Source organism: Bradyrhizobium sp. LB14.3 (assembly GCF_040547985.1).
Taxonomy (GTDB): Bacteria; Pseudomonadota; Alphaproteobacteria; order Rhizobiales; family Xanthobacteraceae; genus Bradyrhizobium.
On the sequence record NZ_JBEPQT010000016.1, the window covers coordinates 24,110 to 50,733 of the forward strand.

Consider the following 26,624-nt stretch of genomic DNA (forward strand, 5'->3'; position numbering starts at 1 on the left):
GATTCTCCTGTGTTGCTGCTATCCCTTGTAGCCCATCAGCAGGCGGGGTAGCCACAGCGAGAAGGCGGGGACGTAGGTCACGAACATCAGAGCTGCGATCAGGGCGGCGTAGAACGGCAGGATGGTGCGCATCACCGCGCCCACCGAGATGCCGCCGATGGCGCAGCCTACGAACTGCGTCGTTCCGACCGGCGGGGTGTTCAGCCCCAGCGCGCAGTTGATCAGCATCAGCATGCCGAACTGCACCGGATCCATGCCCGCCTTCATCGCGATCGGCAGGAAGATCGGCGTGCAGATCAGGATGGTCGCGGCCATGTCCATGAACGTGCCGAGCACGAACAGGATGACGTTGATGAGCAGGAAGATGACCCAGGGCTGCGTCGAGACCTTGCTCATCATGTCGCCGGCGAAGTCGGCCACCTCGTATAGTCCCATCAGATACTGGAACATGGTGGAGACGCCGATCAGCAGCAGCACCACGCCCGTCGTCTTCACCGCCTTGGCCGCGGCGCGCAGGAAGTTCGGCAAGGTCATGGTACGATAGATGAAGAACGTCAGCAGGATCGTGTAGGTGACCGCGACGGCCGCGGATTCGGTTGCCGTGAACACGCCCGACAGGATGCCTGAGAGGATGATGCCGACAATCAGAAGGCCAGGCAGAGCGGCCGCAAACGAGCGAAAAACCGCTGGCCAGCCCGGGAACTTGCCGGCCGGATAGCCTCGCTTCACCGCGACCCCGTAAGCGGCGGCCAGCATGCACACCATCAGCACGAGCGCCGGCAGCAGGCCGGCGGCGATCAGCGCGCCGATCGATACCTTGCCGCCGGCGGCGAGCGCATAGATGATCATGTTGTGACTGGTCGGCATCAGCGCTCCGACCAGCGAGGCATGGGTGGTGACGTTGACGGCGTAGTCGGTGTCGAAGCCTTCCTTTTTCATCATGGGGATCATCACGGCCCCCATTGCCGACACGTCGGCCACGGGCGAACCGGAGACGCCGCCGAACAGCGTGCAGGCGACCACGTTCGACATGCCGAGCCCGCCGCGGATGTGCCCGACGAGATTCTTGGCGAGCTGCACGATTTTGTCGGCGACGCCGCCATGCAGCATCAGCTCACCGCTGAAGACGAAGAACGGGATGGCGAGGAAGGAGAAGATGTTCATCCCCGACATCATCTGCTGGAAGATGACGGCGACCGGCAGGCCTTCGTAGAGGATGGTGCAAATCGCCGAGAGACCGATCGCGAAGGCAACGGGTACACCGATGACGAGAAAGCCGAAGAAAGTGGCGCCGAGAATGATCAATTCCATGAGGGGACGACCTCTTCGCCGCGCAGGAGAGCAATGATGTGCTCGATTGAAAAGGAAACGATCAAAACGCCGGAGGCGATCAGCGGCACGTAGCGGATGACCTCCGGCAGGCCGAGATTGGGGATCTTCACCGTTCCGACCGACGCCCCGAGGATCCAGCCGTTGTAGGCCATCGCAATGCCGAACACGGCCACCAGGACGTGGATCACGAGTTCGATCTTCTCACGCACTTGATCAGGAAGCATCACCAGCAAGCTGTCCATTCCGATGTGTCCGGCATCGCGTACGCCGACAGCGGCGCCGATCAGCGTGACATACAGGATCAGAACCAGCGCGAGGTTCTCCGTCCAGGTCGGGCTGGAATTCAGCACGTAACGTCCGAACACCTGGTAGAACACGATGGTGACGATAACGAGCAGTCCGGTCACAGACACATACATGCCCAGCCGAGCGACGACGGCGTTGATCCGCGACAGCAAGCCGGTCGACGGTCGTCCGGCGACTTCCTGCTCGTGGCTTGCGACGTGAGGGTCTGTCATCAGCTCTCCTTGCGGGGCCCGGTGTCGCCATGCGGCGACGCCGGACCGACGCTATGGTCTTACTTCGTGTCCTGGATCCGCTTGACGAGGCCCTTCAGCTTCTCGTCGCCGGCGAACTTGTCGTACACCGGCTTCATCGCATCGACGAATTCCGCCTTGTTGGCGATCGTCACGACCTGAACGCCGGCCGCCTCGACCGTCTTGCGGGACGCCTGCTCACGCTCGTCCCAGAGCTTGCGCATGACGGGCACCGATTCCTTGGCCGCCTTGCGGACCATCGCCTGATCTTCCTTGCTCAGCGTGTCCCAGACCGTCTTGGACATCACGAGAACTTCGGGCGCCAGGGAGTGCTCGGTGACGTTGTAGAACTTGGCGGCCTCGAAATGGCGCGAGGATTCGTAAGAGGGCCAGTTGTTCTCGGCAGCGTCCACCAGACCCGTCTTGAGCGCGGTGTAAACCTCGCCATACGGCATCGGCGTCGGGTTGGCCCCGAGGCTCTGGATCATGCCGACCCACAGGTCGGATTGCTGGACGCGAATCTTCAGTCCCTTGAGGTCGGCGAGCGACTTGATCGGTGCCTTGACGGTGTAGATGGACCGGGCGCCGCTGTCATAATAGGCGAGGCCGATCAGGCCTGCGGGCGCCATAGCCGCCAGGATCTCGTCGCCGATGGGCCCGTCAAGGACCGTGCGCATGTGCTGCGTGTCCCGGAAGATGAAGGGCAGGCACAACGCGATCGTTTCCGGCACGAAGTTGTTCAAGGGCGATGCGTTGATCCGCATCATGTCGAGTGCGCCGATCTTGAGCTGCTCGATGGTGTCCTTCTCGGAGCCCAGGGCTCCGTTGGGAAACACCTTCACACCAAGCTTGCCGCCGCTCGCCGTCGCGAGCTGCTTGCCCATGAACTTGACGGCCTCGACGGTCGGATAATCAGCGGGATGGATGTCGGCGGAACGGAAATCGCGTGCGGTCGCCAAGGGGGCTGAGACCGCAAGCAGAGCGGCTGCAATGATGCCGGTGAGTGTCTTCATCTGGGCTTCCTCCTGAGGTGATTATATCGTTGGGCAGATGCTGTGGGCCGCCTTGGGTCGCTCCACTTCAGGTGTGAAGTCAAGCGCCATTGTCGTCCGTAGGGCGGGCGGCATTCTGAGTCCAAGCCAAATCCGGCATCGATCAATGCTAGAGTTGCATCGATGGATCAAGCGGGTTCGGAGAGGCAATCTGGGAATAGTCAGCTTTTTCCGAAACCATCTGGCCGCCTGCCGCGGGAAACGTTCACGCGCGTCGCTTGACGCCCCCGGTGCGGCCCCTCCAAGATGCTTCGAAACAAAACGGACCGTCCCGAGGAACACCCATGCCGCGGAAGCTGATCGACATCTCCGTGCCGCTCAGAAACGACGTGACGGCCGATCCCCCGGGCAATCACCCGACGATCCAGTATATCGATCACCAGCAAGGCCTGCCGCGCATGCTGCAGTTCTTCGACGGCCTCAAGGCGCAAGACCTGCCGGACGGCCAGGGCTGGGCCGTCGAGCAAGTCTCGCTGTCGACCCATAACGGCACGCATCTCGATGCGCCCTGGCATTTCCATCCGACCATGAATCGCGGCGAGCGGTCATGGACGATCGACGAGGTGCCGCTGGAATGGTGCTTTCAGCCCGCCGTGAAGCTCGACTTCCGGCATTTGCCCGACGGTTACGTAGCGAGCGCCGACGACGTCGAGAAGGAGTTGAGGCGGATCGGGCACACGCTGTCGCCGCTGGAGATCGTCGTCGTCAACACCAGCGCCGGCGCCAAATTCGGCCGCGCCGACTACGTCAACTCGGGTTGTGGCATGGGCTATGAGGCCACCATGTATCTGCTCGAACGCGGCGTGCGGCTGACCGGCACCGACGGATGGAGCTGGGACGCGCCATTCGTCTATACCGCGAAGAAATATGCGGAAACAAAAGATGCCGGCCTGATCTGGGAAGGCCACAAGGCGGGACGGCACATCGGCTATTGCCATCTCGAGAAGCTGCACAATCTCGACCAGCTGCCCTCGACCGGGTTCACGGTGTCATGCTTTCCGGTGAAGATCGAGCGTGCCTCCGCAGGCTGGACTCGCGCAGTCGCAATCATCGACAGCTAGTTACCGTCGAGGCCGCTCTCGGCGAGTTCGCGCAAGGCATCAATGTCGAGCACGACGATGGCGCCGTGCTCGAGGCGAACCCAGTTGCGACCTGCCCAGACGCGCAATTGCTTGTTGATGCTCTCGCGCGTCATCCCCACCATCTCGCTGATCTCCTGCTGCGTGATGGTGAGCGTGCCGCTGCCGGAGTCGAGCTTGCGCTCCTCAGTGAGACCGAGCAGCGCGCTCGCGAGCCGACCCGGTAGATCTTGCAGGATCACCTGCTCGACTTGCTGGCTGGTCCAGCGCAAGCGCGCGCAGAGCAGCTCGATGAATTTCATCGCCAGCGCCGGCTGGCTCTTCACGAACGGCAGGAAGTCCCGGCGGTCGATGATGTAGAGCTCGCAATTGGTGTTGGCGGTCGCGTCGGCCGACCTTGGCGCGCCGTCGAGCACGGCGATCTCGCCAAAGATTTCTCCAGGACCGATCAGGTTGAGAATGGCATTCCGCCCATCAGGCGACGAAGAGGAAATCTTCACTGTCCCGGCGATCACCGCGAACAAATTGTTTCCGGGATCGCCCTTGGCGGCGATCGTCGCACCGCGCTTCACCATGGTGTGCTTGGCGTAGCGGCAGAGCTGATCAAGCGCGTCCGGCTCCAGATCCGCGAAGATCGGGTGCTTGCGCAGGACCGATAGTTTGTTGCCCGCCGACTGTCGCGGGTCGCCGGTCTTGTCCTGAGGCACGCCGCGGGGCTCCTAAGACTGCAAGGCACTGAAGTTCCTGCGTAGTCAACGTTATCAGGCTTTTCAACCAGAAAGCACGCGCGCATCTGTAGACAAATGCCGCGAAAATGCGGCGGTCGGGGCCCCAAGTCGGCATCCGAAGGATGCGCCGATGCATTTGATAGATTCAGAGTTGCAGGTAACGCAATTCTTATTGCGTTGAGACGCTGCCGAACGCCCGGAGCTGGCCCGGGGTGAGCATCGCGATTTGGCGCGCCAGATCACGATGATCGCGCGAGGGCCTGCGAGAGCGTTGTGGACAGAAGGTCAGGCCGCGGCCAGAGCCTCGACGCCGGCCGTCGGGCAGCAGCTTGTATAGCCGCATGACGCCCTCGAGGAGATTGTAGAACGAGGTTGTGATGTCCTCCTCGGAGAACACGTCTCGCCGGAGGCAAAATGGACGCGGCGTCCGAGATGCTCAGAGTTTCAGCCTGACGTCGCAAATATCGGGCTCGGCGGGATCCGGCCTCACCTCGAAGCCGAGCTGGCGACACATCTCAAGCATCGTGGTGTTCTCCCTGAGAACATCACCGGAGATCGCTTTGAGCCCTTCCGACTTCGCGTAGTCGATGATCAGTTGCATCAGCGCCCAGCCCAGCCCCCTGCCCTTGAGATCGGACCGCAGCAGGATCGCGTATTCGCCGCTCTCGTAGATCGAGTCCGAATGGAGCCGGACCACGCCCACCATCTCGCCGGTCGCCTCGTCGAATGCGATAAATGCCATCGCGCGCGCATAGTCGAGCTGAGTCAGGCGCGCGATGAACTCGTGGGTGAACTCCTTCATCGGCGCGAAGAAACGCAGGCGAAGGTCGTGCGCCGTGACGTGACGCAGGAATTCGTGGATGGTCGGTTCGTCTTCGGGACGCAAGGGCCGCACGAAGATGCGCCAGCCGTCCTTGAGCTCGAGGCGGCGTTCCCATTGCGACGGATAGGCCCGAACGGCGAGGTTGGCAGGACCTGAGCCGGCAAACTTCCGTTGCAGCGGCCCGACCGCGACGCGGGCATCGACCGCGGTGACGCCGGTTTCATCCGCGAGCAGCGGATTGATGTCGAATTCGCGGATCTCGGGAATGTCGGCGGCCATCTGCGCCAGCTTGACCAGGACCATGGCGACGGCGTCGGGCTTCACCGCCGGCACGTCCCGGTAAGCGCGAAGCAGCCGTGACACGCGCGTGCGGTCGATCAGGTCGCGGGCCAGTTGCAGATCGAGCGGCGGCAGCGCAAGCGCCCTGTCGTTGATGATCTCGACCGCGATCCCGCCGCGGCCGAAGACAACGACGGTGCCGAAGGTGGGATCGTCGGCGAGGCCCAGGATCAGCTCACGCGCCTTCGCCTTGACGACCATCGCCTGCACGATGACGCCCTCGATGCGAGCTTCGGGAAGCAGCTTCCTTGCCCGAGCGATAATGTCGGTGGCAGCGGTGCGCACCGCCTCGGGCACGGTCAGATTGAGCACGACGCCGCCAACATCGGATTTGTGGACGATGTCGCGCGACATGATTTTCAGCACGACGGTGGCGCCTTGCGCGAAGATTTCTTTCGCGTAGGCTACCGCCTGCTCGACATCAGTGGCGGCATAGGTCGGAACCATTGCGATGTCATAAGCCTCCAGCAGAAGCTTGATCTCGACGGGTTCGAGCCATTCGCGACCGTCAGCGATCGCAGACGTAACAATCTGCCTGGCAGCCTGGGCGTCAGGCACGAACGTATCGGGCATCGCCGGAGGAACCTGGCTCAGCTCCTCCACGACTTCGCGATGCCTCACGAGGTACATGAAGCCGCGTACCGCGTCGTCTTCAGTCGGGTAGTTCGGAATGCCGGCGCCAGACAATGTTTCGATGATGTTCTGGTCTGCTCCGATCCACGAGGCGAGCACGGGCTTGGCCCAACTGCGGTGCCTCTGGCGATATGCCTTGGCGCGTTCGGTCACCATCGTTGCGATATCGGCAGCCGAGGCGATCGCGGTCTGCACATTGAGGACCAGGACAGCGTCATTGCCGGAATCGGCGAGCAGCACCTCCAGCGCCGCCGCATAGCGCGACGCATCGGCGTCGCCCACGATGTCGACGGGATTAGCGCCGGACCAGGTCGGCGGCAGCGCATCATCGAGCTTCTTGCGGGCCTCCGCCGAGATGCCCGCCGGAATGCCGCCGAGCTCGACCAATCGGTCAATGGCGAGGACGCCGATCCCGCCGCCATTGGTCAGGATAGCGAGGCGCTTTCCGGCCGGGGATTCGACGCGGCCGAGCGTCTCGGCGCAATCGAACAGCTCGCGCAGATCGGAGACCCGCAGGACGCCCGCGCGGCGGAACGCCGCGTCATAGACGGCGTCGGCGCCCGCGAGCGCACCGGTGTGGGTGGCTGCCGCCCTCGCGCCCTGCGCCATGCGGCCGGATTTGACCACGACGACCGGCTTCACGCGCGCCGCGGCGCGCGCTGCCGACATGAACTTCCGCGCGTCCTTGATGGCCTCGATATAGAGCAGGATCGCACGAGTCTTGTGATCCATCGCGAAATAGTCGAGCAGATCGGCAATATCGACGTCAATCTGATTGCCGATCGAGATGATGCCGGAGAAGCCAACGCCGCGCTGCGCGGCCCAATCGACCATGCCGGCCGCGATGGCACCCGATTGCGAAATCAGCGCGAGATTTCCCGCCCCCGGCATGTGCGCGGCAAAACTCGCATTGAGGCTCACGCCAGGCATCATGATGCCGAGGCAGTTCGGCCCGATCAGCCGCATGCCGAATTTGCGTGCCGCCGCGATGGCGGCCTCGTGCGGGGACCCCGGTCCGTGACCGAGCCCGGCCGAGACGATCAGCGCGCCCGCCGAGCCGCGACGGCCGGCTTGATCGATAATGTCGGGAACCGCGCGCGCCGGCGCGGTGATGACCACGAGTTCGGGCACGAATGACAGTTTGTCGAGGCTGTCCACCGCCGCGACGCCGCCGATCTCGGCATGGCGCGAATTGACGAGGCCGAACTGCCCCGTGAATTCAGCCTTCCGAATGTTCTCCAGAATGGCGCGTCCAACGGAGACCGGGCGGGCGCTCGCACCGACGAGCGCAACGGAACGCGGCGACAGCAGGTTCTTCAGACGATAAGTTGACATGAAAGCAAATGCGCCCGGTCGGTGGCGGTTCCGATGGTTGACGATCAGGCCGATGAACTGGCTACCCGCCTAGTGCGAGATCATAACCCAGCACGGTGGCTCGCCAATGACGGTCTTTGTCACACCGCCCCAAACGATCTCGTTCAGGCGCGAATGATGGTAGGCACCCATCACGATCGCATCGATGGCATGGGAATTCGCCCAGCTTCCCAGCACCTTGCCGATCGAACTGCCGCTGCCCGTCGTGGTTTCGAACGAGGCGTAGATCCCGTGCTCCCTTAAGTGATCGACCAAAGCCGTGCCGGATTGCACGATCCGGTCGGACTTGTCGTCCGCCACGGTCACCACGCGGACCGAGGTAGCTGCCTGAAGGATAGGCAGCGCGTCACCGGCCGCTCGCGCCGCACGCGCGGAGTGATCCCATGCGATCATAACGTTCTCGAATTCCGGTCGCAATTCGTCCACATGCTGCTCCGGGCAGAGCAGCACTGGCCGCCCGGATTCGAACAGGAGCGTCTCGATGATGTGCTCCGTCCGGCTGTCGTGCGGCTTCACGGGGACCAGCGTGAGATCGCTGAAACGCCCGTGCTCGGCCAGGATTGACGCGATCTGGTCGGCCGGCACCTTGGCCGATCGGCTGTGAGCGCGAATGTTGGCGCGGGACGTCGCATGGCTGAACGCATTCAGGAGCTGCTGCATGTCGCCGGCCTCGAGCAACCCTTTTGCCTCGGCCGCATCGGAATCGTCTGGGAGCATCACCTTCGGCCGCACGAAAACATCCTCTTCGAGTCCCAGCGCGGTGATCCTGGCGCCGAGGTCGGCGGCAACGGCAACGCATTTCTCGATCGCAGCAAGGGCCGGCTCGCGCGGCTGGCCGACAAGCGGCAGAAAGACGTCCTTGATGGGCATCGGGATTCTCCTTGGACTGCTGGATTAGGCTCGGCTTCGTCGGGACGCTTGATCCTCGTCAAGCCCGGGGAACTCCGCCAGCCGGGACAGGCGTTGACCAAGATCAAGGACTGGCCGCGATCTCCTCCTAAGGGTTAACCTGTCGCTTGGTGGACCGCCTTTCGATGCATGTGGAAGTGCCAACTAGAATGATAGAGGATTCTGCGACCCAGGACCGGATCTTTGCGGCGCTCACCGATTCTGTCATGCATCCAGGCGTGAGGCGGATCGATACGCACGCAGCTTCGGTTTTTCTCGAAGGCAGGCGCGCGCTGAAAATCAAGCGCGCCGTGCAGTTTCCGTTCCTCGATTATTCGACTCTCGAGAAGCGCAAGGCGGCGTGCGAGGAGGAGCTCAGGATCAACCGGCCGCAGGCGCCGCAGATCTATCATCGGGTCGTGGCGATCACGGAAGAGCCCGGCGGATCGGTGAAGGTCGACGGCCCCGGCCGGCCGATCGAGTATGCGGTCGAGATGTCGCGCTTCGACGAGAGCCGGACGCTGGACCATCTGGCCAAGGCCGGTCCGCTGGATGCTAATTTTGCCTCGGCTGTCGCCGACGCCATCGTAGCTTCGCATGCCGCGGCGATCCCCGCTGACGGGGAGGCATGGGTTTCCTCCATCCCCGGCCTGATCGACGGCAACAGCAATGGCCTGCGGACCGGCTTCGAAGCCGGAGAGATTGCACGGCTCGGTACAGCCTCGCTCGCGATGTTCAGGGGCCTCCGGCCGCTGCTCATAGAGCGCGGCCGTCGGGGCTTCGTGCGCCGCTGCCACGGCGACCTGCATCTTGCGAACATCGTGTCGATCGACAAGAAGCCGGTGCTGTTCGACGCCATCGAGTTTGACGCCCAGATCGCAACCATCGACGTGCTCTACGATCTCGCATTCACGCTGATGGACCTGCTGCACCATGATCAACGATACGCGGCCAACATCGTGCTGAACCGTTATCTCGCCGCGACGCCGCCCGAAAATCTCGACGCGCTCTCCGCATTGCCGCTGTTCATGTCCGTCCGGGCCGCGATCCGCGCCCAGGTGGCCCGGGCACGGCTGAAGCCGTCACATTCTAGTAATCCCGGCATCGTAGACGACGCACGGCGCTATTTTGGCCTCGCCCGGGCGCTGATCCACCCTCCCGCTCCCCGCCTAATCGCGGTCGGCGGACTGTCAGGCACCGGAAAGACGATTTTGGCACGCACGCTCGCGCCGGACGTTACACCGCAGCCGGGGGCCGTCGTGCTGCGCAGCGACCTCCTCCGCAAGCAAATGCTCGGGGTCGAGGACACGCACCGGCTGCCGGCATCCGCATACACGCCGGAGGTTACAGCCCGCGTTTACGACATGTTGGCTCAGCACGCCCGGCGGGTGCTGGCGCAAGGCCATTCGGCGATCATCGACGGCGTATTCGCCCGCGAGAACGAACGAGACGCGGTCGCCGCACTGGCACGCGAGCGCAACGTGCCGCTGAGCGGCCTGTTTCTGGTTGCGGACCTCGCGACCCGGCAGGCGCGGATCGGAAGCCGCCGGGGCGACGCATCAGACGCCACGCAAGAGGTTGCCGCGCTGCAAGAGCACTATAATATCGGCCATGTCGGTTGGGCGACCATCGATGCATCCGGGACGCAAGAGCAGACGCTCCAGAACTGCCGGGACGCGATCGCCGAGAGCAAGTAAGGCAATCTGCAGATAAGGCAATCTGTTTGACGCGGGTAAGGATGGCGCGACCCAGCACGAGTTCGACGGCGGCCGCGCGCGCCAAGCCTGCGGCGAAGCGCAACGCCCTGCCCGGCCGGCTCAGCCCCGGCATGGTCTGCGACACGGCCTTCCGCATCATTGCCCGCCGTCACCTCGACGCCGTTCTTGCCCAGCATGACGGCACCTGCCGCGGCGATCCAGAGGCGCTGCACCAGATCCGAATCGCACTGACGCATCTACGCACCGCCATCCGCTTCTTCTCGCCGATGGTGGATGACGCCCTGCGCCCGCAGGTCTGGACCGAACTGAAATGGCTGAACAGCCAACTCGGCATGGTGCGGGACCTCGACGTGGCGATCGAGCGGGTCATCGCCGAGAGCGGCGGCGAGTTGACCGTGATTGCCGAACTTCAACACTGGGACGAGAAGCGCGCCGAGAGCCATCGTCTGCTGGCGCGCGCGCTGCAATCCGCGCGATATCGCCGTCTCGTCGAGCAGACCTCCAGCTGGATCGAGAGCGGCCCCTGGTCGACCCGGCGCAGCAAGGAGGCCATCCGGTTACGCCGCTGCCCGCTTGCCGACCACGCGACGGCGCAACTCACGGAGTGGGAAACGACGCTGCTCAAGAAGGCGCGCAAGCTCCGCAAGCTCAACGTCGAGGAACGGCACAGGCTGCGGCTTCTCAACAAGCGGCTGACCTATTCGATCGAGTCGCTGGAGGACCTGTTCGCCGACGACACGTTGACGAAGCAGAAGTCGATCCTCAAGCAATTGCGCAAGGCGCAAAAGTCGCTGGGACAGTTGAACGACGATGCGCGAGGGCAGACCCTGGCCGCGTCATTGAAAGAGGCCGTCCCCGATGCGGGCATTCGCTTCCTCAGCCGCAAGCGCGAAAAGAAGCTGTTGCGGACCGCCTCGGACGCCTACCGGAAACTGGACAAGGCCAAGCCGTTCCGCTCCGCCGACCTTGCGCCGAATGCGGAGCGTGAGGATTAGGTGATCTCGCCAAGGCGAGCTGAAACCGGGCACGGCTCAGCGCGGAATGACGGCGGTGGCCTCGATTTCGACGCGCGCCGCCTTCTCGACGAGGCGGACCACCTGAACCAGCGCCATCGCCGGATAGTGCGCGCCGAAGATGGTGCGGTAGGCCTTGCCGAGCTCTTTGAGGTTCGTCAGGTACTCGTCCATGTCGACGACGTACCAGGTCAGCCGCACCAAATGCTCGGGCTGCGCACCGGCCTCCGCGAGGATCGCGGCGATGTTGCCCAGGGTTTGGCGCACCTGCGCGACAAAACCCTCCGCGAGACGTTCCTCGGCATCCCAGCCGATCACGCCGCCAGTGACCACGATGCGTCCCTCGGCGGCCATGCCGTTGGCATAGCCTTTCGGCACCGGCCAACCAGACGGCTGAAGTACCTGCGCCCTGGAGCGGGTTTCGTCCTCGGCTGCTGTCGGCAGCACCGCGAGGTGCGGGCCTTTCGGCGTCGTCACGGACAATTCTCTATCCTTCTCATTCCGCCGCGACGCCAGAGGACGTCACTGCGGCTTGCGCCAGTTGCCGCAGGGCGAAGCGTTTTAACTTGCCAGTCTCGGTCTTCGGTAGCTGCGTCACGAACTCGATCGCGCGCGGATATTTGTATGGCGCGATCTCGCGCTTGACATGCTCCTGCAACGCGGTGACCAGCTGATCGTCGGGCGTCACGCCAGGCGCGGCAATGACATAGGCCTTCACGATCATGCCGCGCGCCTCGTCCGGCGCACCGACGACCCCGCACTCGACGACGGAGGGATGCGTGAGCAGCGCCGCCTCGACGTCCGTGCCTGCGATGTTGTAGCCGGCCGACACGATCATGTCGTCCGAGCGCGACTGGTACCAGAAATAGCCGTCGCTATCCATCAGATAGGTGTCGCCCGTGATGTTCCAGCCGTTCTGGACGTATTTGCGCTGCCGCTCGTCGGCGAGATAGCGGCAACCGGTCGGCCCGCGTACCGCGAGCTGTCCTATCGTGCCGGGCGGCAAATCATTGCCGGAATCGTCGACGATCTTCGCTTCATACCCCGGCACCGGCTTGCCTGTCGCACCCGGGCGGATCTCGTCCTCGGTAGTGCTGATGAAGATGTGCAGCAGCTCGGTCGATCCGATGCCGTCCATCAGCTTGACGCCGGTCGCCTTCAGCCAGGCATCGAATGTCGGCTTGGGCAGCGTCTCGCCGGCGGACACGCATTTGCGCAGCGTGGAAATGTCGCGGCCCGGGAGCTTGCCGATCATCGCCCGGTACGCGGTCGGCGCGGTGAAGCAGATCGTGATCTTGTGCTGCTCGATGGCGTTCAGAATGTCGTCGGGCGCTGTCTTCTCCAGAACGACGAAGGAGGCGCCGATGTGCATCGGAAACAGCACGCCACCGAAGCCAAACGTGAAGGCGAGCGGTGCCGAGCCGACGAAGCGATCCTTCTGCTCCGCACGCAAGATGTTGCGCGCATAACCATCGCAGACCGCCAGCATGTCGCGGTGGAAATGCATGGTGCCTTTGGGATCGCCAGTCGTGCCCGACGTGAAGGCGATCAGGCAGATGTCGTCGGAGGCAGTATCGACAGCTCTGAACTCCGGGCTCGCCTCCGCCATCAGCGCCTCGAGCGAGTCGCCGGCCCCGTTGCCCCAATAGACCACGTGCCTGAGGCCGGGTGCTGCGGCTTTCGCCTTCTCCATTTCCTCGGCGAGTTTTCCATCGCAGAGCGCCAGTGTGATCTCCGCCTTCTGGATCGGATATGACAGCTCCTTGGCGCGGAGCAATGGCATGGTCGCGACGACGATGCCGCCAGCCTTGATCACCGCGAGGTAGGTCGCAACCATCATCGGATTGTTGGCCGAGCGCAACAGCACGCGTTCGCCGGTCACAAGACCAAGCCTGCCGACCAGTACATTGGCGATGCGGTTCACGAGCTCTTGTAACTCGCGATAGGTGTAGCTGCCAGCGGGGCTGATGACGCAAGGGGCGTCGCCATGTCCCTGCTCGACCCAGCGGTCGAGGAAATAGCTGACGCAGTTCAAGCGGGGCGGATATTGCAGCTCGGGACGCGAGAAAATGAATTCGGGCAAAAACTCTCGCGGCGGCAGATGTTGCCGCGCGAACGCATCGACATGAGCCGTTGCGGCGTTGCCGTCATGCGAGCCCGAGACTTGAACCTTGGCGGCGTTGGCCATCGCACGCTCCTTTCGGCATGGAAAGCACCCGGCAGCACTAACTTGAAAACATTTTATGCTTAAAACAATTTGGTGCAATAGCGGATTTTGGGCATCCTGTGCTTTTTTCCTGCAGCAAATGGGATTGGTGGGGCGTCAGCCCGCGGACCTAGGTCCGGCGACGACCGGCTGATTTCTGCGCCGATGCCTTGGTCTTGGCGAGCAGCCGCATCAATTCGCGGACATCCTTCGGCGTCAGATCGGCGAACAGATCGGCGATCCAGATCTCGTGTTCCGCGGCCATTTTGCGAAATTCGGCGCGACCAAGTTTCGTGAGGCGGATCACCTGGACGCGGCGGTCCGTCTCCGAAGTGCGGCGGTCGAGATGACCGGATTCCACGAGGCGTTCAACGAGGCCGGTCACGTTGCCGTTCGACACCATCATGCGCTTGGAAACGTCGGACAACGTCATGCCGTCAGGCGCCTTGTCGAGCTGCGCCATCAGGTCGAAACGAGGCAATGTGACGTCGAAGCGCTGCCGCAAACGGCCACGGACCTCGCCCTCGATCAGGGTCGTGCAGGTCAAGAGCCGCAGCCACAGCCGAAGCTCTTCGGCGTGATCCTCCGGAGTTTCGACGGCCTTGGTCTCGGAATCGAGCATGTTGATGCAGTCACTCACGGCCGGCATTGGCGCGGGCACGGATTCCCCAACGTTTTGAGCTTCAAATAAATCGAAGCCGGCTGCAAGCCTAAAGCCGCAACAATCGACCGCACGCTGATTTCTTTAGGCTTCAAATAATTGGCGCGCCGCTTGCATGCGCGGCTGCGCGCAGCATGACGACGCCCTGAGCTCGCTTGCCGCGGCAGCAATCATCGGCATAAGCTTGGATTGGAGTAGCGGCTTGCAGCGCAAGACCGTCGTCACGGGGGACTGATCATGAAGACGCAGATGACCTTGGCCGCAGCCGCCTTGCTGCTTGGCACCGCGGTGAGCCCTTCCTTCGCCCAGGAGAAGATCAAGCTGGGTGTGATCGTGACCCTCTCGGGACCGGCCGCCGCGCTCGGCCAACAGGTTCGCGACGGCTTTGCGCTCGGGATGAAGGATCTCGGCGGCAAGATGGGCGGCCGCGATGTCGAGGTCGTCGTGGTCGACGACGAATTGAAGCCGGACGCAGCAGTCACCAAGGTCAAGGGCCTTCTGGAGCGCGACAAGGTCGACTTCGTGGTCGGCCCGATCTTCTCCAACATCCTCCAGGCGATCCACCGGCCGGTCACGGAATCGAAAACCTTCCTGATCAGCCCCAACGCCGGCCCATCTACTTTTGCCGGCAAGGACTGCAATCCGTTCTTTTATGTAACCTCGTACCAGAACGATCAGGTGCACGAAATCCTCGGCAAGGTCGCGCAGGATCGCGGCTACAAGCGCATGTATCTGATGGTGCCGAACTATCAGGCCGGCAAGGACTCGGTCGCCGGCTTCAAGCTCGACTACAAGGGTGAGATCGTCGAGGAATCCTACATGCCGCTCAACACGCTGGACTTCCAGCCGGAGCTTTCCAAGATTTCGTCGCAGAAGCCCGATGCTCTTTTCACGTTCATGCCGGGCGGCCTCGGCGTCAATCTCGTCAAGCAATACAAGCAGGCAGGCCTCGCCGACAGCATTCCGGTGCTCTCGGCTTTCACGGTGGATGAATCGACCTTGCCGGCGCAGCAGGACGCCGCGGTCGGCATGTTCGGCGGCGCGAACTGGGCGCCAAATCTCGACAATCCCCAGAACAAGAAGTTCGTCGCCGCCTACGAGGCCGCCTACAACAGCGTGCCAGGCACCTATGCCTTCCAGGCGTACGATGCCGCGATGCTGATCGACAGCGCCGTCAAAGCCGTGAAGGGAGATCTCTCGAACAAGGATGCAGTTGGGGCTGCGCTGAAAAAGGCCGACTTCACCTCACTGCGCGGCGCCTTCAAGTTCAACACCAACGGCTATCCGATCCAGGATTTCTACCTGACCAAGGTCGCCAAGCGCGCGGACGGCAAGTTCCAGACCGAGATCGTCCAGAAGGTTTTTGAGAATTACGGCGACCGTTACGCCAAGGACTGCAAGGCGGCGAACTAAGCCGCATCGCGTTATGGAGGATCACAATGAAGAGCGAAATCACGGGCATCACGCGGGCCAATGAGGGAATCCAGGGCATCTCCTGGAACATCCTCGGCCAGACCTATGTGCCGAAGAGCAATACAGAGCACAGCTTCTCCTGGCACGCGACGCTGCCGCCGGGCACGTTCGTGCCGCCGCATATTCATCCCGACCAGGATGAATATCTCTACATGCTGGAGGGCAAGCTCGATTTCATGCTCGGCAATTCCGAGTCGCAGGCGACCGCGGGAGATCTGATCCGGCTCGGCATGGGCGTGCCGCATGGCATTTTCAACAAGTCGGAGCAGACCGCAAAAGTGCTGTTCTGGGTGTCACCGACCCGCAAGCTGTTCGACCTGTTCTGGGGCCTTCACAACATGAAGGAACAGAAGCCGGAGGACGTGGTGGCGATGGCGGCCGAGTTCAACATCCACTTCCTGCCGCCGCCTTCCGGCGGCTAGCAGCGCATCCTAAGCGCGCACCGCCGCAAGTCCCGGCACGGCAGCGAAGCCGGCTTTGGTGGCATAGCCGCGTACGATGGCTTCGCGCTGGGGATAGCTCAGCACGTTGTCGACATTGTCGAAGCCGTCAGGCGCGAGTTGCTCGACGGCGTCGATGACGCCCTCGGGGCCGCCGCGACGGTTGGAGCGGACGATGTCAGCGGTCATCGGCAGGCGCTTCTTCTCGTATTCAAGCAACGCCTGGCGCGGGTGCTCGGCGCGCACCAGCGTGTCGGCGAGGCAGCGTGCATCGAGGATTGCCTGCGAGGCGCCATTGGAGCCGACCGGATACATCGGATGCGCGGCATCGCCGAGCAGCGTGACGCGCCCGGACGACCAATAGGGTAACGGATCGCGGTCGCAGGTCGGATATTCGTAGAACTCGGGCGTGGCCGAGATCAGGCTCTTCACGTCGATGTAAGGCACCGAGAAGCGCGCGACATGCGGCATCAGCTCCTCGCGCCGGCCCGGCCGGGACCAGTCTTCCTTTCGCGGCGGCGGGGCATTGCCCTCGCCGACCTTCACCAGCACCGCCCAGTTGGTGAGACGGCTCGCGGGGCTCGATCCCTCCGCGATGGGATAGATCACCACCTTGGCGTTGAGGCCACCGGCGACGATCATCGACTTGCCGGTCAGGAACAGCGGCCAATCTCGCGCACCACGCCACAGCATCAGGCCGTTCCAGCACGGCGGCCCCTCGCTCGGAAACAGCGTGTCGCGGACCCGCGAATGGATGCCGTCGGCACCAATCAGAATGTCCCCGCGCGCGGTGTGAATGTGCGCGCCGGCGCGATCGAAGAAATAAGCGGTGACGCCGCCCTCGTCCTGGGTGAAGGCACCGAGGCGGCAGCCGGTGTGGATGGCCTCCGGCCCGAGCCGCTCCTCGACGGCCCGATGAATGACGCCCTGAAGGCGGCCGCGGTGGATCGAGAATTGCGGCACATCGTGCCCGGCGTCGATGCCGCGGGCCTCGCGCCAGACTTCCTGGCCGTGGCGGTTGAGGTAATAGAGCTGGTCGGTGCGGATCGCGACATCGTCTAACTGCTGGAGCAGCCCGAGGCCTGCCAGTTCTCGCATGGCATGCGGAAGCGTGTTGATGCCGACGCCAAGCTCGCGGATGGTGTCGGACTGCTCGAATATCTCGCAAGCCAGGCCCCGCGAGCGCAACATCAATGCGGTGGTGAGACCACCGACACCGCCACCGACGATAATCGCCTTCATCGCCCTCACTCCACTCGATACACACCAGGCAATGCGGCCAAATTCGCACGGGCGGTCACTCCGCCGCAAGCGGCTTTGTCGCCTCCGCCTTGAGCTCGGCCCGGGTCTTGGGCTTAGCCTTAATTCTCAGCTCCTCGAGATCCTGTCGGTCCCGTACGCTGTTGCGGAAAATCTGATCTTTGCCGGGAAGATATTGCGGCGGGCAGAACGCGTCGCCTGCTCCGTACCAGGCTGCAGCCCGCATGGTGAAGAAGGGATCGACCAGATGCGGCCGCCCGAGCGCGACGAGGTCCGCCCGGCCGGCAGCCAGGATGGTGTTGGCCTGGTCGGCGGTCGTGATGTTGCCGACGCACATCGTGGCCACGCGAGCCTCATTGCGGACCTGGTCGGAGAACGGGGTCTGGAACATGCGCCCATAGACCGGCTGCGCATCGCGCACGGTCTGCCCGGTTGAGACGTCGACGAGATCGACGCCGGCTTCGGCAAAAGCCCGCGCGATCGCCACCGCGTCATCGCCGCCGATACCACCCTCGGCCCAGTCGGTCGCGGAAATGCGCACCGACATCGGCTTGTGCGACGGCCACACGGCCCGCAGCGCCTCGAAAATTTCGAGCGGGAAGCGCAGGCGATTGGCGAGCGATCCGCCATAATCATCCGTCCGCGTATTCGTCAGCGGCGAAATGAAGCTCGCGAGCAGATAGCCGTGGGCGCAGTGCAGTTCGAGCATGTCGAAACCGCAGCGTTCGCCGCGCTCGGCCGCCGCGACGAAAGCGTCCCTCACCGCATTCATGCCGGCGCGATCGAGCTCACGCGGAACCTGGCTGTCGGGGAAATAGGGCAGGGGCGATGCGGAAAAGACGTCCCAGCCGCCCTCCTCCAGCGGACGATCCATGCCGTCCCACATCAGCTTGGTCGCGCCCTTGCGCCCGGCGTGGCCCAATTGCAGGCAGATTTTCGCAGTCGAATTGGCATGAACGAAATCAACGATGCGCCACCACGACGCCTCCTGCTCGTCATTCCACAGTCCTGTGCAGCCGGGCGTGATGCGGGCGTCGCGGGCAACGCAGGTCATCTCCGTGAAGATCAGGCCGGCGCCGCCGATCGCGCGCGATCCGTAATGCACCAGATGGAAATCGGTCGGCACGCCCTCCTTCGCCGAATACATGCACATCGGCGATACCACGGCGCGGTTGGCGATCTCCATCTCGCGCAGCCGGAATGGCTGGAACAGCGGCACCATCGGGTTCTTGGTGTCGACGTCGAAGCCGCCGTCACGAACACGCTTGGCAAACGATCTTTCGACCTCCGCCACGAAGTCAGGGGCACGGAGTTTCAGATTGTCATAGGTGATCGCCTTCGAGCGCGTCATCACGCCGAAGGCGAACTGCACGGGATCAAAATCCCAGAAGCGGTCGACATGTTCGAACCAGACCAGCGAGACGTCAGCGGCGTGCTGCGTCTTCTCGACCTCTTCGCGGCGGCCGTGCTCATAGACGTCCAGCGCCGCCTTGATGCTGGGCGCCCTCTCCATGGCGTCAGCCAGCGCGATCGCGTCTTCCATTGCGAGCTTGGTGCCCGAGCCGATCGAGAAATGCGCGGTTGCCTTGGCGTCGCCGAGCAGCACCATGTTGTCCTTGACCCAGCGCTTGCTGCGGATCATCGGGAAGTTACGCCACGTCGAGCGGTTGGTGAGCAGTTGGTGCCCTTCGAGGAACCAGCCGAAGATCTCGGCCATTCGCGCGGCAGATTCGGTCTCGTTCAGTCCCGTCAGTCCCGCCCGCTCGAACGTCTGCGGATCGGTCTCGAAAATCCAGGTCGAGTGCCCGGCTTGATATTGATAGGCATGGGCGATGAACGGTCCCCACGCCGTCTCCTGGAAGATGAAGGTGAAGGCATCCAGCGGCCTGGTCGAGCCCATCCAGGCAAACTTGTTGGTACGGAGATCGACTTCCGGGGCGAAATGACCGACGTATTTGTCCCGGAAGCGGCTGTTGATGCCGTCCGCGAGCAGGATGAGATCGGCGTCGGCGAAGCTGGATTCGTCCTCGACGTCCGCTTCGAAATTCAGGGCGACGCCCAGTTCGCGCGCCCGCGCCTGGAGGATCAGGAGCAGCTTCTGCCGCGAGCAGCCACAAAAGCCGTTGCCACCGACCCGATGGACCGTTCCGCGGAAGTGCACGGCGATGTCATCCCAGTAAGCAAATTCCTGGGTGATGCGGCGATAGCTCGGAAGATCGTGCTTCTCGAAATTATCGAGCGTCGCGTCCGAGAACACCACGCCGAAGCCGAAGGTATCGTCGGCGCGATTGCGCTCGTACACCGTAATCTCAGCGCTCGGCCGCTGCTTTTTTAGCAGGATTGCAGCGTAGAGACCCGCAGGTCCGCCACCAATGATCGCGACTTTCATGGGAGCCTCGCCAGTTCAACCCGCCCAAACTATTTTAAGCCTAAACTAATTTCGCGCAAGTCCCCTTCGCGCAAGTCCCCATTGCGGCAGGATGCCGGCAAAGCCCGGCTTAGTCGCCCCTGAAGACCGGCTTGACCTTGTTGGCGAAGGCCTCGAAGGCCCGTTCGAAATCCGCCGTCGTCATGCACAGCGCTTGAGCAACAGCTTCCGCCTCGATCGCCTCCTCCACCGACATCGCCCATTCCATGGCCAGCATCCGCTTGGTCATGGTGTTGGCGAAGGTCGGTCCCTCCGCAATCTGCTTGGCCAGCAGCTGTGCCTGGGGCAGCACCTGCTCCGATGTGACGATGCGGCTGAAGAAGCCCCAGCGCTCGCCCTCCTCCGCAGTCATGAACCGGCCGGTGTAGAGCAACTCGGAGGCGCGGGACTGTCCGATGATCCGCGGCAGGATCGCGCAGGCGCCCATGTCACAACCGGCAAGGCCCACCTTGTTGAAGAGAAATGCGACCTTGGTCCCGCTCGCCGCAAGCCGCATGTCCGACGCCATGGCGATGATTGCGCCCGCGCCCGCGCAGATCCCTTCGACCGCCGCAACGATCGGCTGCGGGCAGGCCCGCATCGCTTTGACGAGGTCGCCGGTCATCCGCGTAAACGCCGTCAGCCCCTTGGTGTCCATTTTCACGAGCGGACCGATGATCTCGAACACATCGCCGCCGGACGAGAAATTGGCACCGGCGCCTGTCATGACGATGGACTTGACCGCATCATCGAACGCGCAAGCGCGAAAGAAATCGGTGAGTTCGCGATAGCTCTCGAAGGTCAGCGGATTCTTCCGTTCCGGACGATTGAGCGTAACTGTTGCAACGCCATCGACTACGGCCAACAGGAAGTGCTGCGGCGAATAGTCCGCAAGCGGTAAGGTCACGGGATTGGCTGGTCTGCTCATGCGATCTCCTTAGCTTCTTTGTTCCGCGCCTGCGCCATACGCGCTAGATTTCACCACCGGCAACGGCGATCGCCTGCCCCGTGATTGCGCCGGCGCCCTCGCCGCACAGCCAGAGCACGGCATCCGCGACCTCCTGAGGAGAGATCAGCCGCCCCTGCGGATTATGTTTCGCGAGCTCGGCAATGGCTTGCTCGCGGCTACGCCCCGTCTTTTTCATGATGTTTTCGATGCTGCCGGCGACGAGATCCGTGTCGGTGAAACCCGGGCACACCGCGTTTACGGTCACGCTGCTGCCGGCCATCTCGATAGCAAGGGACCGCACGAGACCGACCACAGCATGCTTGGCCGCAGTGTACGCGCTGACGTAGGCATAGCCCTTGAGCCCGGCCGTCGACGCGATCGCGACGATCCGCCCGTAGGGGCGATCCTTCATCCCGGGCAGCACACCGCTGATGGCATGGACCACGCCCATGAAATTGACGTCCATCATGCGCGCGAACAGGGCGCTGTCGGATTTGAAGAACGGCGCGGACTCGGCACTTCCCGCGTTGGCGATCAGAATGTCGATCGGCTGCCGCGCGCTCGCTTCAGCGATGGCGGCCTTCAAAGAGGTTTCGTTCGAGACGTCGGCGACGGCTGCAAAATGCGCAGCTCCTGCACTGACGGCCTCTTCAAGCGTCGCGGCGTTCCGGCCAAGCACCGTCACCGTGGCGCCGGCCTCGACGAGCGCTGCCGCGATGGCGCGACCGATGCCGCGACCGCCACCGGTCACCAGCGCGTGCGGCGAATGCGGTAATCCGGACATGCGCTGGCTTCCTTGCATTTTGCTGATCGCTCTCTTGGATATATTTTAACCTTCAAACTTTTGCAAACAAGGCTCGACTTGGCACCGCGAACAACTGCACGCCGACGACCGGCCCAAAAATTGCTTTAAGTATAAAATTATCTCTTCCCATCCCTCACAGGCCTGTTAGCATCGAAGGGCCGAGCAAAAGGATGTCGCGTGTCGCAGCCTGCGCCAATGATAACAAAGGACGGCCGCTTCGCCTATGAAGCCGCCGGCGATCCGGGCGCGACGCCTCTGATTTTCCTGCACGGCATCGGCGGTGCGGCACGGGCCTGGCGGCAGCAGCTTGCTACATTCGGCGACCGCTTCCACGCGATTGCGTGGGACATGCCGGGCTATGGCGGATCGGCGCCGCTCGCCAGCGTCAGCATCGCTGCCCTGGCCGATGCGCTCCAGCAATTCATCGAGCAGCTTGGTGCGAGCAGGCCCATTCTGGTTGGCCATTCCATCGGCGGCATGATCGTCCAGAAATGGCTTGTGCAATCCCCAAAACTGGCGCGCGCAGTCGTGCTGGCGCAGACCAGCCCGGCTTTCGGCAAGGCCGATGGCGATTGGCAGAAATCGTTTATCGCCGCACGCCTGGGACCGCTCGATCGTGGGGAAACGATGAAGTCGCTGGCGCCCTCTCTGGTGGAGGAACTCGTGGGCGACGATCCTGATCCCAAGGGAATGGAGCTCGCACGCGAGTGCATGGCAAGCGTGCCCGAGGCGAGCTATCGCGCCATGATGCTGGCCTTGATTGGATTCGATCAGCGAGCCACCCTCAAGGACATTTCCATCCCGACGCTGCTGCTGTCCGGCTCCAGGGACAACAACGCGCCGGCCGCCATGATGGCGAAGACGGCGACCTACATTCCATCTGCCGAATATGTCGAGTTGGCCGGTGCCGGCCATCTTGCGAACCTTGAGCGCCCCGATGCCTTTGACGGGGCCCTCGGCCGGTTCCTGAACTCCGTCGCGACCAAAACGTAGGGTAACTGCGCCATGACCATGCAAGTCAGCAAGAATATCGGCGCAACCGACAAGGTCGCGCTCGATGCGCCGATCTTCGATCCCGTCGCGTTCCGCCTGAGCGACGAACAAGCCGGCATCATCGCGCGGGCGCGCGAGATCGGCCAGAGCGTGTTCGCTGGCCGTGCCGCGACTTACGACCGCGAGGCGATCTTCCCGTCCGAGAATTATCGCGACCTGCATCGCGTCGGCCTGCTCGGCATTGCCGTCCCCAAGAAACATGGCGGGCTCGGCGCAAACTACCAGACCTACGCTTTGGCGGCAGCCGAAATCGGCCGTTATTGCGGCGCGACTGCGCTCACCTGGAACATGCATGTCTGCTCGACGCTGTGGTCGGGCCCGCTCGCCGACGATCTCGACATGGACGCTGAGACCCGCGCCGAGCACGAGCGCCGGCGTGCAGTCCATTACAAGCGCATCGTCGAGGATGGCGCGATCTATTCGCAGCCCTTCTCGGAGGGTGGTGCGGCAGCGGCAGGCGGCGTCGCTTTCGGCACGGAAGCACGGCCGGCCGAAGGCGGCTGGATCGTCAACGGCAAGAAGATCTTTGCATCGCTCTCCGGACATGCGGACTATTACGGCGTGCTCTGCACCGAGATCGAGGAAGGCGAAAAGGCTTCGCGCCGCAATACGCTTTACCTCGCCATCCCCGCAAAATCGGAAGGCGTTTCGGTCGTCGGCGACTGGGATCCGCTCGGCATGCGCGGAACGGTCTCGCGCACGCTGCTGTTCAAGGACGTGTTCGTGCCGGGAGATTCGGCGCTGATGCCGCGGGGTGTCTATTTCCAGGCCGCGATGCGCTGGCCGCACATGTTCCTGACGCTGTCGCCGACCTATATGGGCCTTGCGCAAGCCGCCTATGACTTCACCGTGCGATATCTGCGCGGCGAAATACCGGGCATGCCGCCGGTCAAGCGCCGGATGTATCCGACCAAGCAAATTGCGGTCGCGCAGATGCAGATCAAGCTCGAGCAGATCAAGGCGATCTGGTTCCAGGCCGTCACCGAGGCCCGCGCCAATCCGAGCAAGGAGCAGGTGCTGCGCGCCTATGCCGCGCAATATTCGGTGATGGAGGGCGCCAATGAGCTCGCTACACTCGCGATCCGGACCTGCGGCGGCCAGGCCATGCTCCGCTCGCTGCCGCTCGAGCGCATCTATCGAGACAGCCGCTGCGGCTCGCTGATGCTGCCCTGGACAGCCGAGCTCTGCCTCGACCGGATCGGACGCGAAGCACTATACGAGGCCGGCGAAACGGACGACTGACGGTGGACCTCTGTAGTCTGATCGATCGCAACGCGGCGTTCGCGCCAGACAAGACAGCCATTGCCTTTGAAGGCGAGCGGTTGAGCTATGCAGCGTTCGCCGCACGGATCGAGCGGACCGCGGCGACATTGAAGCAGGAGTTCGGCGTAGGCCGGGGCGACCGCGTTGCCATCCTCAGCCTGAACCGGCCGGACTATCTGGTTCTGCTTTATGCCTGCGCCCGGCTCGGCGCGATGCTGGTGCCCCTGAACTGGCGGCTCGCTATCGCCGAGCAGCTTTTCATCCTCACCGATGCCGGCGCCAAGGTTTTAGCGCTCGAGCAGGCATTTGAGGGGGTTCTTGCCGAGCTTGAGGGGACTGCAATTGTCGGGCTCGACTTCGAGCCGCTTCGCGGCACGACGTTCGAAAACCTGTTGGCTCGAAGCCGGGGCACCGGCCGCAACCCGCACACTGATCTCTCCTGCCCGCTCCTCATTGTCTACACGTCAGGAACGACCGGACGGCCCAAAGGCGCGGTGCTGCGCCAGGAGGCGCTGTTCTGGAACGGCGTCATGAGCCAGCACATGCACAACATGACGTCCGATGACCATGTGCTGACGCTGCTGCCGTTTTTCCATGTCGGCGGCCTCAACATTCAAACCACGCCGGCACTCCAGCTAGGCGCGACGGTCACGGTTCACGCGCGCTTCACGCCGGACACTGCGCTTGCAGCCATCGAACGGGAACGACCGACACTGACCGTGATGGTGCCGGCGATCATCCAGGCCGTAAGCGAGCATCCCGCCTGGGCCACGACCGATCTTTCGTCACTCAAGGCCGTCACGACCGGCTCGACCATCGTGCCGCCGCATCTGATCGACCGCTTCGTCGCCCGTGGCGTCCCGGTGCTTCAGGTCTACGGCTCGACGGAGACTTGTCCCATCGCAGTCTACACTCGGCTTGGTGGCGATCTCTCGCGCGCGGGATCGACGGGACTTGCCGGCCTGTGCTGCGAAGCGAAGGTGATTGATCAGGTCGGCAACGAGATGCCGGCGGGCGCGCCGGGCGAGATCGCGGTTCGCGGCCCCAACGTGTTCTTCGAATATTGGAGCAATGCGGACGCCACGCGCGATGCGCTGCACGACGGCTGGTATCGCACCGGCGATATCGGACTGTGCGATGCGGACGGCTATTTCTGGGTCCGCGACCGCAAGAAAAACATGATCATATCCGGCGGCGAGAATGTCTACCCTGCAGAGGTCGAGCGCGTCCTGCTCGAACACCCCGATGTCAGCGAATGCGCCGTGATCGGCCGGCCCGATCCGCGTTGGGACGAAGTGCCAATCGCCTATGTGATTCAGCGATCCGGCTGTCGACTGGAAGCAGACGAGTTGAAAGTGCATCTTCAGGCACAACTCGCGCGCTACAAGGTTCCGCGCGAGATCGTTTTCGTCACCGACCTGCCGCGCACCGCGCTGGGCAAGGTCCAGCATTTTCTGCTGAAGCAGCTTGATGCGCAATCGCGCACGCGAGGAGAAGCATCTTGAAGATTGCGGTTCTAGGCGGGGGGAACGGCTCTTTCGCGGCCGCGGGCGATTTTGCGCTGTCGGGACATGAGGTCCGGCTCTGGCGCCGCGACGCGGACCAGGTCGGAGCCCATCGCGCCGCCGGCTCGCGCATCCTGGTGAAGGATCATAACGGTCCTCACGACGTCAAGCTCGCGGTGGTAACGACCGACATTGCCGAAGCGGTCGACGGCGCAGAGTTGATCCTGTGCCCTGTACCTGCCTTCGCGCAGCCCGACATTGCGCGGCTGCTTGCTCCACATCTACGAGATGGACAGGTCGTGTTTCTGCCGCCGGCGACGTTCGGCTCGATGATCTTCGCACAGGCTGCGCGGGATGCGGACAATCGCGCCAAGGCGAGCTTTGCTGAGACCGGGACGTTACCCTGGCTGACCCGCAAGCACGGGCCATTCGAGGTCGCGATCACCATCCGCGCCAAGCGACTTCCGGTCGGCGTTTTCCCGCTCGATCAAGCGCCGCATGCACTTGAGGTGATTGGACAGGCTTTCCCCGGCGCGGTCGAGCCATGCGGAGATGCTCTCTCCGGCGCGCTGATGAACGCAGGCCCGATTATCCATCCGCCTCTGATCGTGATGAATGCGGGCTCGATCGAGCATTTCGAGCGGTGGGACATCCACAAGGAAGGAACGCAAGCCGCGATTCGCGGAGTTACGGATGCACTCGATGCCGAGCGGATCGCTGTGCGTGAGGCACTCGGATATGGCGCACCGCATTTTCCGCTCGCCCATCATTATGCGAGGGAAGGCGAGATCTGGATGTATGGGCGCGGCTCGCATGACCGGCTGACCGATTCCGGTGACTGGCGCGAGCGGATCGTGCTGAGGGAGCATCGCTACATGCGTGAAGATTTGCGGCTTGGGCTATCGCTGCTGGTCTCCGTCGCCGGCCTGGCGGGCGTGGCCACGCCATTGGCCAAGGCGTTCCTGGCCATCGGTGGCGCAGTCTGCGGTGACGATTTTGCGCAAGGCGGTCGGACGCTCGAGACGCTGGGGCTCGGCAATCTCGGCAAGGCCGAACTGCAGACGCGTCTTCGCAAGGGATTTTGACC

General features: G+C 63.3%; 22 protein-coding genes and 1 pseudogene. 9 read left to right on the plus strand and 14 right to left on the minus strand.

Annotated elements, in window-relative coordinates; all coding sequences use genetic code 11:
* Nucleotides 1-18: 18 nt before the first annotated feature.
* From ABIB00_RS25445 to ABIB00_RS25455, 3 genes are read right to left on the minus strand one after another with little or no spacing between them, the layout of a single operon-like run.
* Nucleotides 19-1,311, minus strand: coding sequence for a TRAP transporter large permease (locus ABIB00_RS25445; protein ID WP_247350737.1), 1,293 nt, complete (start codon nucleotides 1,309-1,311; stop codon nucleotides 19-21).
* The gene (locus ABIB00_RS25450; protein ID WP_247443767.1) at nucleotides 1,302-1,850 is read right to left on the minus strand and encodes a TRAP transporter small permease; all 549 of its coding nucleotides are present in this window, start codon (nucleotides 1,848-1,850) and stop codon (nucleotides 1,302-1,304) included. The genes ABIB00_RS25445 and ABIB00_RS25450 overlap by 10 nt, the downstream gene beginning before the upstream one ends.
* A 59-nt stretch (nucleotides 1,851-1,909) precedes the next feature.
* Nucleotides 1,910-2,881: a TRAP transporter substrate-binding protein gene (locus ABIB00_RS25455; RefSeq protein ID WP_247350733.1), complete on the minus strand. Its 972-nt coding sequence runs from the start codon at nucleotides 2,879-2,881 to the stop codon at nucleotides 1,910-1,912.
* Nucleotides 2,882-3,204: 323 nt separating this feature from the next.
* On the opposite strand from ABIB00_RS25455, the gene ABIB00_RS25460 reads away from it, so the two are divergent.
* A complete protein-coding gene (locus ABIB00_RS25460; protein WP_247350732.1) occupies nucleotides 3,205-3,981 on the plus strand; it encodes a cyclase family protein in 777 nt (258 codons plus the stop codon).
* On the opposite strand, the gene ABIB00_RS25465 is transcribed toward ABIB00_RS25460, so the two are convergent.
* The 4 genes and pseudogenes from ABIB00_RS25465 to ABIB00_RS25480 all read right to left on the minus strand — a co-directional run bounded on the left by ABIB00_RS25465 (nucleotide 3,978) and on the right by ABIB00_RS25480 (nucleotide 8,766).
* Nucleotides 3,978-4,706: a Crp/Fnr family transcriptional regulator gene (locus tag ABIB00_RS25465; RefSeq protein ID WP_247350731.1), complete on the minus strand. Its 729-nt coding sequence runs from the start codon at nucleotides 4,704-4,706 to the stop codon at nucleotides 3,978-3,980. The genes ABIB00_RS25460 and ABIB00_RS25465 overlap by 4 nt on opposite strands.
* 307 nt (nucleotides 4,707-5,013) lie before the next feature.
* Nucleotides 5,014-5,165 (minus strand): annotated as a pseudogene (locus ABIB00_RS25470) (cyclic nucleotide-binding domain-containing protein); the annotation flags it as partial.
* Nucleotides 5,164-7,857 (minus strand): bifunctional acetate--CoA ligase family protein/GNAT family N-acetyltransferase, encoded by a 2,694-nt coding sequence (locus ABIB00_RS25475; RefSeq protein WP_354106259.1) that lies wholly within the window; start codon nucleotides 7,855-7,857, stop codon nucleotides 5,164-5,166. The gene ABIB00_RS25475 and the pseudogene ABIB00_RS25470, both read right to left, overlap by 2 nt.
* Nucleotides 7,858-7,926: 69 nt before the next feature.
* A complete protein-coding gene (locus tag ABIB00_RS25480) occupies nucleotides 7,927-8,766 on the minus strand; it encodes a universal stress protein (protein WP_354106260.1) in 840 nt (279 codons plus the stop codon).
* A 188-nt stretch (nucleotides 8,767-8,954) separates the two neighbouring features.
* On the opposite strand from ABIB00_RS25480, the gene ABIB00_RS25485 reads away from it, so the two are divergent.
* Together ABIB00_RS25485 and ABIB00_RS25490 are read left to right on the plus strand one after the other, a co-directional pair.
* Complete coding sequence (locus ABIB00_RS25485; RefSeq protein WP_354106261.1) at nucleotides 8,955-10,481, plus strand: bifunctional aminoglycoside phosphotransferase/ATP-binding protein; 1,527 nt, start codon at nucleotides 8,955-8,957, stop codon at nucleotides 10,479-10,481.
* 41 nt (nucleotides 10,482-10,522) lie between these two features.
* Complete coding sequence (locus ABIB00_RS25490; protein ID WP_354106262.1) at nucleotides 10,523-11,497, plus strand: CHAD domain-containing protein; 975 nt, start codon at nucleotides 10,523-10,525, stop codon at nucleotides 11,495-11,497.
* Nucleotides 11,498-11,533: 36 nt separating this feature from the next.
* Here ABIB00_RS25490 and ABIB00_RS25495 read toward each other — a convergent pair whose 3' ends face one another.
* From ABIB00_RS25495 to ABIB00_RS25505, 3 genes are all read right to left on the minus strand, one after another.
* Nucleotides 11,534-11,992 carry a RidA family protein gene (locus ABIB00_RS25495; RefSeq protein ID WP_456649806.1) on the minus strand — a complete coding sequence of 153 codons (459 nt, stop codon included), beginning with the start codon at nucleotides 11,990-11,992 and terminating at the stop codon, nucleotides 11,534-11,536.
* Nucleotides 11,993-12,011: 19 nt separating this feature from the next.
* Nucleotides 12,012-13,703: a benzoate-CoA ligase family protein gene (locus tag ABIB00_RS25500; protein ID WP_354106264.1), complete on the minus strand. Its 1,692-nt coding sequence runs from the start codon at nucleotides 13,701-13,703 to the stop codon at nucleotides 12,012-12,014.
* A 148-nt stretch (nucleotides 13,704-13,851) separates the two neighbouring features.
* A complete protein-coding gene (locus ABIB00_RS25505) occupies nucleotides 13,852-14,370 on the minus strand; it encodes a MarR family winged helix-turn-helix transcriptional regulator (RefSeq protein WP_354106357.1) in 519 nt (172 codons plus the stop codon).
* 249 nt (nucleotides 14,371-14,619) lie between these two features.
* Between ABIB00_RS25505 and ABIB00_RS25510 the strand changes: the two genes are divergently transcribed.
* Together ABIB00_RS25510 and ABIB00_RS25515 are read left to right on the plus strand one after the other, a co-directional pair.
* A complete protein-coding gene (locus ABIB00_RS25510) occupies nucleotides 14,620-15,795 on the plus strand; it encodes an ABC transporter substrate-binding protein (protein WP_247443780.1) in 1,176 nt (391 codons plus the stop codon).
* Between the two features lie 26 nt (nucleotides 15,796-15,821).
* Entirely contained in the window at nucleotides 15,822-16,277 is a 456-nt protein-coding gene (locus ABIB00_RS25515) for a cupin domain-containing protein (protein ID WP_354106265.1), read from the plus strand.
* Nucleotides 16,278-16,286: 9 nt separating this feature from the next.
* Here ABIB00_RS25515 and ABIB00_RS25520 read toward each other — a convergent pair whose 3' ends face one another.
* The 4 genes from ABIB00_RS25520 to ABIB00_RS25535 form a co-directional block, all read right to left on the minus strand.
* Complete coding sequence (locus ABIB00_RS25520; RefSeq protein ID WP_354106266.1) at nucleotides 16,287-17,537, minus strand: flavin-dependent oxidoreductase; 1,251 nt, start codon at nucleotides 17,535-17,537, stop codon at nucleotides 16,287-16,289.
* Nucleotides 17,538-17,592: 55 nt separating this feature from the next.
* Nucleotides 17,593-19,944 carry a bifunctional salicylyl-CoA 5-hydroxylase/oxidoreductase gene (locus tag ABIB00_RS25525; RefSeq protein ID WP_354106267.1) on the minus strand — a complete coding sequence of 784 codons (2,352 nt, stop codon included), beginning with the start codon at nucleotides 19,942-19,944 and terminating at the stop codon, nucleotides 17,593-17,595.
* A gap of 109 nt (nucleotides 19,945-20,053) precedes the next feature.
* Nucleotides 20,054-20,890 carry an enoyl-CoA hydratase family protein gene (locus ABIB00_RS25530; RefSeq protein WP_354106268.1) on the minus strand — a complete coding sequence of 279 codons (837 nt, stop codon included), beginning with the start codon at nucleotides 20,888-20,890 and terminating at the stop codon, nucleotides 20,054-20,056.
* Between the two features lie 43 nt (nucleotides 20,891-20,933).
* Nucleotides 20,934-21,695 (minus strand): SDR family NAD(P)-dependent oxidoreductase, encoded by a 762-nt coding sequence (locus ABIB00_RS25535; RefSeq protein ID WP_247443788.1) that lies wholly within the window; start codon nucleotides 21,693-21,695, stop codon nucleotides 20,934-20,936.
* 216 nt (nucleotides 21,696-21,911) lie between these two features.
* On the opposite strand from ABIB00_RS25535, the gene ABIB00_RS25540 reads away from it, so the two are divergent.
* The 4 genes from ABIB00_RS25540 to ABIB00_RS25555 are packed head-to-tail and all read left to right on the plus strand — an operon-like array spanning nucleotide 21,912 to nucleotide 26,622.
* A complete protein-coding gene (locus tag ABIB00_RS25540; RefSeq protein WP_354106269.1) occupies nucleotides 21,912-22,709 on the plus strand; it encodes an alpha/beta fold hydrolase in 798 nt (265 codons plus the stop codon).
* 12 nt (nucleotides 22,710-22,721) lie between these two features.
* Nucleotides 22,722-24,011, plus strand: coding sequence for an acyl-CoA dehydrogenase family protein (locus ABIB00_RS25545; RefSeq protein ID WP_354045111.1), 1,290 nt, complete (start codon nucleotides 22,722-22,724; stop codon nucleotides 24,009-24,011).
* A 2-nt stretch (nucleotides 24,012-24,013) separates the two neighbouring features.
* Entirely contained in the window at nucleotides 24,014-25,537 is a 1,524-nt protein-coding gene (locus ABIB00_RS25550) for a class I adenylate-forming enzyme family protein (protein ID WP_354106270.1), read from the plus strand.
* Nucleotides 25,534-26,622 carry an NAD/NADP-dependent octopine/nopaline dehydrogenase family protein gene (locus ABIB00_RS25555; protein WP_354106271.1) on the plus strand — a complete coding sequence of 363 codons (1,089 nt, stop codon included), beginning with the start codon at nucleotides 25,534-25,536 and terminating at the stop codon, nucleotides 26,620-26,622. Before ABIB00_RS25550 ends, ABIB00_RS25555 begins: the two co-directional genes overlap by 4 nt.
* The last annotated feature ends 2 nt before the right edge of the window (nucleotides 26,623-26,624 follow it).